At 72.9% G+C, this 12,436-nt stretch carries 9 protein-coding genes; 4 read left to right on the top strand and 5 right to left on the bottom strand.

Annotation, left to right across the window (positions count from 1 at the left end):
* The first annotated feature begins 7 nt into the window (after positions 1 to 7).
* Positions 8 to 394, top strand: a complete 387-nt coding sequence (locus tag ACN269_RS25905) for a PH domain-containing protein (RefSeq protein WP_421474857.1) — start codon at positions 8 to 10, stop codon at positions 392 to 394.
* 31 nt (positions 395 to 425) lie between these two features.
* Here ACN269_RS25905 and ACN269_RS25900 read toward each other — a convergent pair whose 3' ends face one another.
* Positions 426 to 1,352, bottom strand: a complete 927-nt coding sequence (locus ACN269_RS25900; protein WP_421474856.1) for a 2-hydroxyacid dehydrogenase — start codon at positions 1,350 to 1,352, stop codon at positions 426 to 428.
* 157 nt (positions 1,353 to 1,509) lie between these two features.
* On the opposite strand from ACN269_RS25900, the gene ACN269_RS25895 reads away from it, so the two are divergent.
* From ACN269_RS25895 to ACN269_RS25885, 3 genes are all read left to right on the top strand, one after another.
* Positions 1,510 to 3,306, top strand: coding sequence for a SpoIIE family protein phosphatase (locus tag ACN269_RS25895; RefSeq protein WP_421474855.1), 1,797 nt, complete (start codon positions 1,510 to 1,512; stop codon positions 3,304 to 3,306).
* 47 nt (positions 3,307 to 3,353) lie between these two features.
* The gene (locus ACN269_RS25890; RefSeq protein ID WP_421474854.1) at positions 3,354 to 4,526 is read left to right on the top strand and encodes a PQQ-dependent sugar dehydrogenase; all 1,173 of its coding nucleotides are present in this window, start codon (positions 3,354 to 3,356) and stop codon (positions 4,524 to 4,526) included.
* Between the two features lie 61 nt (positions 4,527 to 4,587).
* Positions 4,588 to 6,159 carry a metallophosphoesterase gene (locus ACN269_RS25885; protein WP_421474853.1) on the top strand — a complete coding sequence of 524 codons (1,572 nt, stop codon included), beginning with the start codon at positions 4,588 to 4,590 and terminating at the stop codon, positions 6,157 to 6,159.
* Between the two features lie 422 nt (positions 6,160 to 6,581).
* Here the strand turns inward: ACN269_RS25885 and ACN269_RS25880 are convergent, their stop codons facing one another.
* From ACN269_RS25880 to gatC, 4 genes are all read right to left on the bottom strand, one after another.
* A complete protein-coding gene (locus tag ACN269_RS25880; RefSeq protein WP_421474852.1) occupies positions 6,582 to 8,939 on the bottom strand; it encodes a transketolase-like TK C-terminal-containing protein in 2,358 nt (785 codons plus the stop codon).
* A gap of 124 nt (positions 8,940 to 9,063) precedes the next feature.
* On the bottom strand, positions 9,064 to 10,563 hold the full coding sequence (gatB, locus tag ACN269_RS25875) for an Asp-tRNA(Asn)/Glu-tRNA(Gln) amidotransferase subunit GatB (RefSeq protein WP_421474851.1): 1,500 nt from the start codon (positions 10,561 to 10,563) through the stop codon (positions 9,064 to 9,066).
* 13 nt (positions 10,564 to 10,576) lie between these two features.
* Positions 10,577 to 12,052: an Asp-tRNA(Asn)/Glu-tRNA(Gln) amidotransferase subunit GatA gene (gene gatA, locus ACN269_RS25870; protein ID WP_421474850.1), complete on the bottom strand. Its 1,476-nt coding sequence runs from the start codon at positions 12,050 to 12,052 to the stop codon at positions 10,577 to 10,579.
* Positions 12,049 to 12,354 (bottom strand): Asp-tRNA(Asn)/Glu-tRNA(Gln) amidotransferase subunit GatC, encoded by a 306-nt coding sequence (gene gatC / locus ACN269_RS25865; protein WP_355052147.1) that lies wholly within the window; start codon positions 12,352 to 12,354, stop codon positions 12,049 to 12,051. Before gatC ends, gatA begins: the two co-directional genes overlap by 4 nt.
* Between the last annotated feature and the right edge of the window lie 82 nt (positions 12,355 to 12,436).

Here is a 12,436-nt window from a genome sequence, read left to right as displayed (position 1 = left end):
TCGCGGAGTGAGTACGCCCGACACGGTCCGCTTCCGTTTCAACCAAGCCATCCTGGCCGCATCGGTCATCGCCTTCATCGGCGCGCTGCCGCTGGCGAACGCCCGGGCGTACCTGCTGCCGGTGCTGCTCGTCCCGCTGGGTGTCGGAGTGTGGGCCTGGCGGGCCGGTACCGACGCCGACCCTCGGGAGCTGCGCCTGCGGGCGCTGTTCGGGCAACGCCGCATCGGCTGGGACCACGTCGTCGAGTTCGCCACCGACGCACGCGGGCGGGCCGTCGCCCGACTCGACGACGGCCAGCAGGTCGTCCTGCCGGCGGTACGCGGCACCGACCTGCCCCGCCTGGTCTCGGCCACCGGCCAGACCCTGCCGGACGAGCCCGCCGAGACGCCCTGAGCCGCCCCGGGACCGGCCGCCGGCCCGGAGCTCAGTAGCCGTCGACCACCCGGTTGGTGAGCGGCTCACCGGCGGCGAACCGCCGTACCTGCTCGCCGACCAGCCGGTACGCCCGCGGCAGCAGTCCCCGCACCGACCCCGCCACGTGCGGTGTGAGCAGCACGTTCGGCATCGTCCACAGCGGGGATTCGGCGGGCAGCGGCTCCGGGTCGGTGACGTCCAGCGCGGCCGAGATCCGGCCGGTGGCCAGTTCGGCGACGAGCGCGTCGGTACGGGCCACCGGACCTCGGGCCGCGTTGACCAGCAACGCCCCGTCGGGCATCGCGGCCAGGAAGTCCTTGTCGATCAGACCGCGGGTCTGGTCGGTGAGCGGCACCAGCACCACCACCACGTCCGCGTCGGGCAGCAGTCGCGGCAGCTCCGCGACGGCGTGCACCGACTGCTCCGGCCGGGCGCTGCGGGCGACCAGGGTGAAGCTCACCCCGAACGGCGCGAGCCGGTCACGTACCGCCGTGCCGATCGAGCCGGCCCCGACGATCAGCACCCGTTTGCCGGTCAGCTCGTCGGTCGGCGCGTTGCCCTCGTACGCCCACTGCCGCTGCGCCTGCGCGCGGGCGAAGGCGGGGAACGCCCGGAGCTGGGCCAGGATCGCGGTGACCACCCACTCGGCGGTGGACGGATCGTGCACCCCCCGGGCGTCGCAGAGGGTGACCCCGTCGGGCATCCGACCGACCCAGGCGTCCGCCCCGGCGGAGAGCAGTTGCACGACCTCCAGATCGGGCAGCTCACCCAGCAGAGCGGTGGCGTCCGAACCGCTCAGGAACGGTGGCACCCAGAAACGGACGTCGGCCACGGCCGACGGCAGGCGGTCGGCGTGCTCGGCGACCTCCACCGTCACGCCCGGGGGCAGCTCGCCGACGAGGTCCCGGCCGGCCGGGTGCGGAATCCATACCTTCACGTCCGCCGACGATAGCCGTCGCCACGACGGTCGGCGCGCGCACGGTGGAACCCGCGCCCTGGGCGAGACGCGACACACGAGTTTTCCACCCGGCCACGGCGAGGTATAACCGAGAGTCGGGGGCCGGTCGGCCTCCGCCCCGGCAGACAGGCGCTCGATGACCGACGGCTCTCCCGCCAGCGCGCGACGTCCGAACGCTTCACCTCCGGCTCTTGGTGACGCGGCGCGGCTGCGCGCGCTCGCCGACACCGGGCTGGACGCGGCCCCGGACGAGGCGTTCGACCGGTTCGCCCGACTGGTCAGCGACCTGCTGGAGGTGCCGGTCGCGCTGGTCTCGCTGGTCTCCGCCGACCGGCAGTTCTTCCCGGGCGCGGTCGGTCTGCCCGAGCCGTGGTCGCAGCGGCGGCAGACCCCGTTGAGCCATTCGTTCTGCCAGCACGTGGTGGACGTCGAGGTGCCGATGGTGCTGCCGGACGCCCGGCTCTACCCCCGGGTCCGGGACAACCTGGCCATCGACGACCTCGGCGTCGTCGCGTACGCAGGAATGCCGTTGACCGACCTCTCCGGCCGGGTCCTCGGGTCGCTGTGCGCCATCGACAACAAGCCCCGGGCGTGGACCGCCGGGCAACTGCGGACGCTGTCCGACCTCGCCGCCGCCTGCTCCTCCGAGTTACGCCTGCGGATCGCGCTGGACGGCGCTCAGGAGGCGCACCAGCGACTGGAACTGCTGGCCGGGGTGAGCGAGACGCTGGCTGGCACGTTGGACGTGGGCACGTCGCTGCGCCGGCTCACCGCCGCCATGGTGCCGCTGCTCGCCGACTGGTGCGTGCTCATCCTCGTCGGGCCGACGGGACAGCCTCGGGAAGTCGTCGCGGCGCACCAGGACCAGGCCTGGACGTCGGATGTCGACCGGTTCGCCGCGCTGCTGCGGACCGGCCTGAACCAGGAGTCGGCGATCCGCGCGGTGCTGCGTACCGGCCAGCCCCGGCTCGGTCAGGTGGCGTCGCCGGCCGACGTGGCCCGGGGCACCGTGGATCCGGAGCTGCCGGTGATCGCCGAGCGGCTGGGCATCGCCTCGTACCTCAGCGTGCCGGTGCGAGCTGCCGGGGGCACCGTGCTGGGCGCGATCACCCTGGTCAACGGGTCCGACCGGCAGCAGTTCGACGACCGCGACCTGCTCACTGCCGTGGACATCGGCCGCCGCGCCGGGCAGGCCATCGGCAACAGCTCGATGTACGGGGAGCAGCGGCACGTCGCTGAGGTGCTGCAACACAGCATGCTGCCGCGGCTGCCGCTCGTACCGGAGCTGGAGCTGGCGGCCCGTTACCAGCCGGCCGCCGACCGGGTGGAGGTCGGCGGCGACTGGTACGACGCCTTCGTGCAGCCCGACGGCGACCTGATCGCGGCGATCGGGGACGTGGCCGGGCACGACATCGAGGCCGCCGCGACCATGGGTCAGCTCCGCAACCTGGTGCGCGGCAACGCGTTCGGGCGGCGCGACGACGTCGGGGCCCTGGTGAGCCACCTGGACGACGCCATCCGTGGTCTGCGGCTGCCCATCGCGGCCACCGCCACGCTGGTGCGGATCGGCCCCGAGCGCTCCGGTGTCCGTGAACTGACGTGGTGCAACGCCGGGCACCCACCGGCACTGGTGGTCCGCGTCGGCGGCGCGGTGGAAGTCCTCGACGCGACGCCCGAGCCACTGCTCGGCCTGGCCCGGCCCACGCCGCGTACCAGCCACTCGACCGGCCTGGCCACCGGAGACACCCTGCTGCTCTACACCGACGGGTTGATCGAGCGCCGGGACCGGTCCATCGACGACGGGCTCGCCGAGCTGGTGGGCCGGCTGACCGGCACCGACACGCTGCCCCTGGACGAGCTGTGCGACCTGCTGCTCGCCTCGATCCACCATCGCGAGGACGATACGGCGCTGCTGGCGGTCCGGGCCCGCTGAGAGCGCTGGACCCCGGCCGGGCCGTCCGGCGGGCTACCCTGGGCCGGGTGAGAGCCCGTCCCCCGTACCCTCGCGTCCGGCGCCTCCGGGCGGTCCTCGCGGCGTCCTGCGCGGCGCTGCTGTTCGCCTCGGGTTGCAGCTTCGGTGAGCCGGAACCCGACCCAGCGGGCGAGCCACCCAACCTGCCGACCCCCTCGGCGTCGCCGAATCCCGGCGGCGCGGGCCAGCAGGCGGTGACCACCGTGCTGGCCAAGGGACTGCGGGTACCGTGGGCCATCGCGTTCCTGCCCGACGGCGGCGCGCTGGTCACCGAGCGGGACACCGGCCGGATCCTCCAGGTGGGCCCGGAGTCCGGCCCGGACGGGCTGCGGGTCCGGGTCGTGCAGACGATCAACGACGTGGCCGCGGCGGGTGAGGGCGGCCTGCTCGGCATCGCCATCTCCCCCGGCTACGCCCAGGACCGGACGGTCTTCGTCTACTACACCGCCGCGCAGGACAACCGAGTCGCCCGCCTTCAGATCGGCGGGCAGCCCACCCCGATCCTCACCGGTATCCCGAAGGCGAACGTGCACAACGGCGGCGGGTTGGGCTTCGGGCCGGACGGGCAGCTCTACGTCAGCACCGGTGACGCGGGTGAGCGGCCCAACGCGCAGGACACCAAGAGCCTCGGTGGCAAGATCCTGCGGATCACCGCCGACGGCAAGCCCGCGCCGGGCAACCCGTTCCCCGGCTCGCCGGTGTGGTCGTTCGGCCACCGGAACGTGCAGGGTTTCGCCTGGGACGCGGCCAAGCGGATGTACGCCGTCGAGTTCGGCCAGAACACCTGGGACGAGATCAACCAGATCACCAAGGGCGGCAACTACGGCTGGCCGGAGGTCGAGGGGCGGGCCGGCGACAAGCGTTACACCGACCCGATCACGCAGTGGGCGACGTCCGACGCGTCCTGCTCCGGGCTGGCCGCGACGGACCGGCTGCTCGTCACCGGCTGCCTGCGTGGCAAGCGGCTGTGGGTGATGGAGCTGACCGACACCGGCACACTGCTCGGGCAACCGAGCGAGCTGCTGACCAACCGGTACGGACGGTTACGTGCCGTGGCCGCCGCGCCCGACGGCTCGCTCTGGGTGAGCACCTCCAACCACGACGGGCGGGGTGATCCGGCGGCCGACGACGACCGCCTCCTGCGGGTGGTCTTCGCCGGCGGCGACGGCGGACGCAGCTGACCTGCGTCACCTTCCGCCCAGGTTTGCCAAGATCCTTCGACGGGCAGGTCAGAATCTCAGCATGGACGGGCAACGCGACGAGCAGCACGGCGACGCCGAGGGCCGGGACGACCCGGTGACCGGCGTCGAGCCGTCACGCCCGGCCCGCCGACGGATCGGCCGCCCCGGTGGTCCGGTACGGCGCACCGGCATGATCCTCGCCGTGCTGGTGGTGGCCCTGGCCGGGGCGGCGCTCGGTGTGCTGGCCGGCGGTCGGGTGAACACCGACATCGGGCCGTTCCGGGCCAACCTCACCCTCTCGCCGGCCAGCGATGGCGGGACGACCATCGACGTGCCGCCGCTGGGCGCGCTGTTGATCGACAGTCACCGCGGGCCGACGCACCTCACGGTACGACTCGGCGCGCTCGACCAGGGCCGCACCGAGGCGCTGCTGGACGATCCGGCGAGCATCAGCCGGGCCAGCCAGAGCGCCGTGGAGGACGTGCGTTCCGGGGTGATGCGGCTCGGCCTGCGTACCCTCGCCTCGGCGGTGCTGGTCACCCTCATCCTGGCCGCGTTGGTCTTCCGGGACGTGCGGCGTACGGCCTGGGCGGGCGGGTTGGCGCTGCTGGTCACCGCCGGCAGTCTCGGCACGGCCGCCGCGACGCTGCGCCCGCAGGCGATCGAGGAGCCACGCTACGAGGGTCTGCTGGTCAACGCCCCGGCGATCGTCGGCGATGCCCGCCGCATCGCCAACGACTACACCAAGTACGCCGAGCAGCTGCAACGCATCGTCGGCAACGTCAGTCAGCTCTACACGACGGTGTCGGCGTTGCCGGTGCTGGACCCGGCGCCGGGCACCACCCGGGTCCTGCACGTCTCCGACATGCACCTCAACCCGACCGGCTGGCAACTGATCCGCACGGTGGTGGAGCAGTTCGGCATCGACGTGGTCATCGACACCGGCGACATCACCGACTGGGGCAGCGAGCCGGAGGCCTCGTTCGTCGGCTCGATCAGCCTGCTCAAGAAGCCGTACGTGTTCATCCGGGGTAACCACGACTCGGGCAAGACCGGCGCAGCGGTGGCGCGTCAGCCGAACGCGATCGTGCTGAACAACTCGACGACCACGGTCGCGGGGCTGACCATCGCCGGCATCGGCGACCCGCGCTTCACCCCGGACAAGAACACCTCGCCGGCCGGCAGCGGGCTGACCCAGGAGGTCGCCGACCAGGTGATCGGCGCGGGTGAGCAGCTCGCCACGACGATCCGTAACTCGCCACGGCCGGTCAACATCGCCCTCGTGCACGACCCGGCATCGGCCGGGCCGCTCGCCGGCACCTGCCCGCTGGTGCTGGCCGGGCACACGCACGCCCGGCAGGTCTCCAAGTTGCCGCAGGCCCCCGGCCAGCAGCCGACCGCCCTGTTCGTGGAGGGCTCGACGGGCGGGGCCGGGCTGCGCGGCCTGGAGGGTGAGAAGCCCACCCCGCTGTCGATGACGGTGCTCTACTTCGACCAGCAGAAGATGCTCCAGGCGTACGACGACATCACCGTCGGCGGCACCGGCCAGGCCCAGGTCAACCTTGAACGCCACATCGTGCAGGATCCGAACGCGGGCGCGCCCGCCTCGGTCACCCCCACGCCGACCCGCTGAACGCGGGCTGCCGCCGGCCCGCCCGCCGACCCGCCGCCCCGGCGGTGCCCGCCCGCCTTCCCACCCAGCCGGAGCCAGAGCCGGAGCCGGAGGTGCGTGCGCAGCCTTTGCTCTGCTTCAACGGACGCAACAGTTACGGCGGGTTACTCCGCTTCCGGTGTGCGCACCCGAATTTTCGCAGCTCAGCGCGGATGTTGCGTATGTTGAAGCAGAGCAAAGGGCGAAGGGAGCCCGTTAGGTAGGCGGACGCCCCGCACTGTCAGTCGCGGCGGCGGTGGGACGCGAAGGTCGGCACCCGCGAGCCGGCGCACGCAAGCCGGCAGGCGCGAGCCGGCAGGCGCGAGCCGGCAGGCGCGAGCCGGCAGGCGCGAGCCGGCAGACGCAAGCCGGCAGGCGGGGAGAGCCCGCCCTCGCGGGCGCGGTCAGCGCAGGGCGAGGGCGGCCAGGGCGGCGTTGACGATGCTGCCGGGCAGCAGGTCGTGCAGCTCGTACAGGTCGGCCACGCTGCCGGACTGGCCGAACTCGTCGACCCCGAGCGGCACCGCCGGTGCGCCGAGCGCCGATCCCAGCCAGGCCATGGCGTGCGAGGCCGCGTCGTGCACGGTCACCACCGGCACCCGGTCGGCGAACGCGGACCGCAGCGCGCCGGGCACGCTGGGCACGGTGGCCGTGCGTACGCCCTGGCGCAGGGTGCGCTGCCACGCCCGGTAGAGCCGGTCCAGGCTGGTCACGTCCACGACGTGCGCGGCGATGCCCTCCTCGGCCAGCTCGGCGGCGGCGGCCAGCACCTCGGGCAGCACCGCACCGGAGCCGGCGAGTTGCACCACCGGCGCGTCGGCCAGGTGCGGGTACGCCTGGTGCGCGTCGACGAGCCGGTACGCCCCGGCAACGACCTGCCGGCGCAGCACCGCGTCACCGAGCCGGGCGCGGGCCGCCTCGAACGGCGTCTGGTCCAGCGGACGGGTGCTGAGGCGGAAGTAGTACGCGCCGTCCTCGGCGGGGGCGGCCGTCGCGGCGGGCGTCGACCCGCCGGCGATCTGCCCCAGCGCATCGCAGAGCAGCCAGTCGAGGCTGCCCGCGTACGCCGGCTCGACGAACGTCACGCCGGGCAGTTCCAGGCCCACCGAGGCGGTGATCGTGGACTGGTGGGCGCCACCCTCGGGGGCCAGGGTGATGCCGGACGGGGTGCCGGCCACCACGAACCGCGAGCCGGAGTACGTGCCGTAGAGGAACGCGTCCAGGCCCCGCAGCACGAACGGGTCGTAGACCGTGCCCACCGGCAGCAGCGGCTGACCGGACAGGTCCCACGACAGGCCGAGCTGCCCGAGCAGCAGGAAGAGGTTCATCTCCGAGATGCCCAGCTCGATGTGCTGCCCGGTGGGGCTCTCGGTCCAGCGCAGCATCCGGTCCTCGGTCCAGGACCGCTGCTCGGTGGGGGCGAACACGCCGGTCTTGTTGATGAATCCGGCGAGGTTGGTGGAGGTCGCGACGTCCGGGGCGGTCGTGACCAGGTAACGGCCGACCTCCCGGTCCCGCGCCAGGTCGACGAGCACCCGACCGAACACCTCCTGGGTGGAGATGGGCTTGTTGGCGCGTACTCCGGTGCTCTCCGGAACGGTGACCCCGAGCGCGCGCTCGCGCGGCGCGCGGGACAGCGCCTCCCGGCGGGCGTTGGCCCGGATGCCGGCCGGGGACGCCGGGTCGAGGCGGTCCCACTCGGTCTCGGCGGTCAACCCGTGTGCGCTGCGCAGCGCGTCGACCTGCTCGGTGCTGAGCAGCGCGGAATGGTTGCGCGGATTGCCGGCGATGGGCAACCCCCAACCCTTCACGGTGTACGCGAAGACGACGCTGGGCCGGTCGGTGACCGCGTCGCACTGCGCGTAGGCGTCGAGCATCGCCTGAAGGTCGTGCCCTCCCAGGTCGGTGACGAGCGGACCCAGTTCCTCGTCGCTCACACCCTCGATCAGCTCGGCGATCCCGGCCGGTGCGCCGTCCAGGAACTGCTTGCGCAGCGCGTCGCCGGCCAGCCCGAACAGCGACTGGTACTGCTCGTTGGGCATCGCGTCGATCCAGTCGCGCAGCGCCTCGCCCCCCGGCCGGGCGTACGCCTCGGCGAGCCTGCGGCCGTACTTGACCTCCACGACGTGCCAGCCGGCGGCCTCGAACTGGCCGCGCCACTGGTTGATGCGGATGCCGGGCACGACCCGGTCGAGCGACTGCCGGTTGAAGTCGACGAGCCACATCACGTTGCCCAGGCCGGTGGTCGCCGGGTCGGCCACCGCCTCCCAGATGTTGCCCTCGTCCAGCTCGGCGTCACCGATCAGCGCCACGAACCGGGAGTGCGGGCGGGCCCCGAAGTGGGCGTCGACGTACCGGCGGGTGGCAGCGGCGAAGAGCGGCGCCGCCGCGCCCAGACCGACCGAACCGGTGGAGAAGTCCACCTCGTCCGGGTCCTTGGTGCGCGACGGGTACGACTGGAGGCCGCCCCGCGCCCGCAGCCGGGGCAGGTAGGAGCGGTCCAGGTTGCCCAGCAGGTACTGGATGGCGTGGAACACCGGGGAGGCGTGCGGCTTCACCGCGACCCGGTCCTCGGCGTCCAGGTGCGCGAACCACAGCGCGGTCATCGCCGTGACCAGGGACGCGCTGGACGCCTGGTGCCCGCCGACCTTCACGCCGTCGCCGGTGGCCCGGTCGTGGTTGGCGGCGTCCACGATCCGGGTGGCGAGCCAGAGCACCCGCCGCTGGAGCTCGTCGAGAACGTCAAGGTCGTGCTGGGTCACGGTGGCTCCATTCGGGCGTCGACGATGACGCCCTCGACGAGGGGTGCGGGGTGGCCGCGTGGTCGACAGAGGTGCGGAGAAGGCCGCCGCCGGGTCGCGGCGGCGGCCTGTTCCGAACGGGGTGTCAGCCCTGGACGCCCAGGCGCTCCAGGATCAACGTGCGGACGGCGGCGGCGTCGGCCTGGCCACGGGTCGACTTCATCACCGCGCCGACCAGCGCGCCGGCCGCCGCGACCTTGCCGCTGCGGATCTTGTCGGCGATGCCCGGGTTGGCGGCGATGGCCTCGTCCACGGCGGCGGTCAACGCGCCGGTGTCCGAGACGACCTCCAGGCCCCGGCTGGTCATGATCTCGGTGGGCGAGCCCTCGCCGTCGACCACGCCCTCCAGCACCGTACGGGCCAGCTTGTCGTTGAGCTTGCCGGCGTCGACCAGGCCCTGCAACTCGGCGACCTGCGCCGGGGTGGCCCCGACGTCGGCCAGCTCCACGCCGGTCTCGTTGGCGCGACGGGACAGCTCACCCAGCCACCACTTGCGGGCCGCCGCGGGCGTGGTGCCGGCGGCGACGGTGGCCTCGATCAGCTCGACCGCGCCGGCGTTGAGCACCGACTGCATGTCCAGGTCGGACAGGCCCCACTGCTCCTGCAACCGACGCCGGTGCACCCGGGGCAGCTCCGGCAGGGCGGCCTTCAGCTCGGCGACCCAAGCCGGGTCCGGAGCGACCGGCACCAGGTCCGGCTCCGGGAAGTACCGGTAGTCGGTCGCCGTCTCCTTCGAGCGGCCCGGGGTGGTGTCCCCGGTGTCCTCGTGGAAGTGCCGGGTCTCCTGGGTGATCCGGCCGCCCGCGTCGAGCACCGCCGCCTGCCGCAGCATCTCCGAGCGGACCGCCCGCTCCACCGACCGCAGCGAGTTGACGTTCTTGGTCTCGGTGCGGGTGCCCCACTCCTGCCCCGGCAGGTTGAGCGAGGTGTTCACGTCGCAGCGCAGCGAACCCTCCTCCATCCGCACGTCCGAGACGCCGAGGGTACGGATCACGTCCCGCAGCTCGGCGACGTACGCGCGGGCCACGTCGGGGGCGAGCGCGCCGGTGCCCACGACCGGCTTGGTGACGATCTCGACCAGCGGGATGCCGGCGCGGTTGTAGTCGACGAGCGACTCCGTCGCGCCGTGGATCCGCCCGGTGGCGCCGCCGACGTGCAGCGTCTTGCCGGTGTCCTCCTCCAGGTGCACCCGCTCGATCTCGATCCGGACCGTCTCGCCGTTCACCTCGACGTCCAGGTAACCGTCGACGCAGATCGGCTCGTCGTACTGGCTGATCTGGAAGTTCTTCGGCATGTCCGGGTAGAAGTAGTTCTTCCGGGCGAACCGGCACCACTCGGCGATCGAGCAGTTCAACGCCAGGCCGATCCGGATGATCGCCTCGATGGCGGCCTTGTTGGCCACCGGCAGCGACCCGGGCAGGCCCAGGCACACCGGGCAGACCCGGGTGTTCGGCTCGCCACCGAAGTCGGTCGGGCAGCCGCACCACATCTTGGTGTTCGTGCCCAACTCGACGTGGGTCTCCAGGCCGATCACCGGTTCGTAGCGCGCGACGACCTCGTCGTACGCGGGCAGCGTCGTCGTCATCTGGGCTCCTGCCTCACAGTGCCGGTGGGGTGAACGTGCCGACCGCGGACTCCAGCGCGGCGGCGACCCGGTACATCCGGTCGTCGGCCATCGTCGGGGCCATCACCTGCAGGCCCACGGGCAGCCCTTCGGACAGACCACAGGGCACCGAGATGCCCGGACCGCCGTACAGGTTGGTCGGGATGGTGAACAGGTCGGCCAGGTACATCTGGTACGGGTCGGCGGTGCGCGCGCCGATCGGGAAGGCCGTGAACGGGGTGGTCGGCGAGATCAGCGCGTCGACCCGCTCGAACGCGGCCGTGAAGTCCCGCGTGATCAGCGTACGGACCTTCTGCGCCTGCCCGTAGTACGCGTCGTAGTAGCCCGACGACAGCGCGTACGTGCCGATCATGATCCGCCGCTTCACCTCGGGCCCGAAGCCGGCCTCGCGGGTCAGCGACATGACCTCCTCCAGCGACCGGTTGCCGTCGTCGCCGACCCGCAGGCCGAACCGGACACCGTCGAACCGGGCCAGGTTGGACGAGCACTCGCTCGGCGCGATCAGGTAGTACGCCGGCAGCGCGTACGCGAACGTCGGGCAGGAGACCTCGACGACCTCGGCGCCCATCTTGGTCAGCGCGTCCACCGACTCGCGGAACGCCGTCATCACGCCCGGCTCGGCGCCCTCGCCGACGAACTCGCTGACGATGCCGAGTCGTACGCCGGTCAGGTCGCCGGTCGCGCCGAGCTTCGCCGCCGCCACCACGTCCGGCACGGGCTGCGGGATCGAGGTCGAGTCGCGCGGGTCGTGCCCGCCGATCACCTGGTGCAGCAGGGCGGCGTCGAGCACGTTACGGGCACACGGGCCGGGAGTGTCCAGCGACGAGGAGAACGCCACCAGGCCGTACCGGGAGGTGCCGCCGTAGGTGGGCTTCGCCCCGACGGTGCCGGTGACCGCGCCGGGCTGGCGGATCGAGCCGCCGGTGTCCGAGCCGATCGCCAGCGGCGCCTCGTACGCGGCCAGCGCGGCGGCGCTGCCCCCACCGGAGCCACCCGGGATGCGGCTCAGGTCCCACGGGTTGTGCGTCGGGCCGTACGCCGAGTATTCGGTGGAGGAGCCCATCGCGAACTCGTCCATGTTCGTCTTGCCCAGCATCACCGTGCCGGCGTCCCGCAGCCGCTGCACGATCGTCGCGTCGTACGGCGGGCGCCACCCCTCGAGGATCTTCGAGCCGACGGTGGTCGGCACGCCACGGGTGGCGAGCACGTCCTTCACCGCGACCGGCACACCCGCGAGCGGGCCCAACTCCTCGCCGGCGGCCCGGCGCTCGTCCACGGCGCGGGCTGCCGCGAGCGCGCCGTCGGTGTCCACGTGCAGGAACGCGTGCACCCGGTCGTCGACCGCGGCGATCCGGTCCAGGTGCGCCTGGGTCACCTCGACGGCGGAGGTCTCCCCGCCGGCGACCAGGGCGGCGATCTCCGTCGCGGTCATTCTGGTCAAATCGCTCATGAGGCCACGTCCTCGCTCAGAATCCGGGGTACGCGGAACCGCTGCTCCTCGGCGTCCGGCGCACCGGACAGCACCTCCTCGGGGGTCAGGCACGGCGTGACGACGTCCTCACGGAAGACGTTCGTCAGCGGCACCGAGTGCGAGGTCGGCGGGATGTCCGCGGCGGCGACCTCGCCGACCTGGGCGACCGCCTGGAGGATCACGTCGAGCTGGCCGGCGAACGTGTCCAGCTCCTCCTCGGTGACGGCGAGCCGCGACAGGCGCGCCAGGTGCGCGACCTCCTCGCGGGAGATGGCGGCCATCCGTGCCCCCTTCTGATGTCCTGCTGGTCGGGCGGTGTGCCGGCCGCGCGGCGGATGCAACGTGACGCGCGGTGACCGGAGC

The sequence above is a fragment of the Micromonospora sp. WMMD736 genome (assembly GCF_049179015.1).
Lineage (GTDB): Bacteria > Actinomycetota > Actinomycetes > Mycobacteriales > Micromonosporaceae > Micromonospora.
The sequence above is the reverse complement of the archived record's forward strand: the minus strand, read 5'-3'. Positions and strand labels throughout refer to the sequence as shown.

Coding starts and splice junctions, on each gene's coding strand:
- ACN269_RS25895 (WP_421474855.1), top strand. CDS start 1,510: ATGACCGACGGCTCTCCCGCCAGCGCGCGACGTCCGAACGCTTCACCT.
- ACN269_RS25885 (WP_421474853.1), top strand. CDS start 4,588: ATGGACGGGCAACGCGACGAGCAGCACGGCGACGCCGAGGGCCGGGAC.
- gatB (WP_421474851.1), bottom strand. CDS start 10,563: ATGACGACGACGCTGCCCGCGTACGACGAGGTCGTCGCGCGCTACGAA.
- gatA (WP_421474850.1), bottom strand. CDS start 12,052: ATGAGCGATTTGACCAGAATGACCGCGACGGAGATCGCCGCCCTGGTC.
- gatC (WP_355052147.1), bottom strand. CDS start 12,354: ATGGCCGCCATCTCCCGCGAGGAGGTCGCGCACCTGGCGCGCCTGTCG.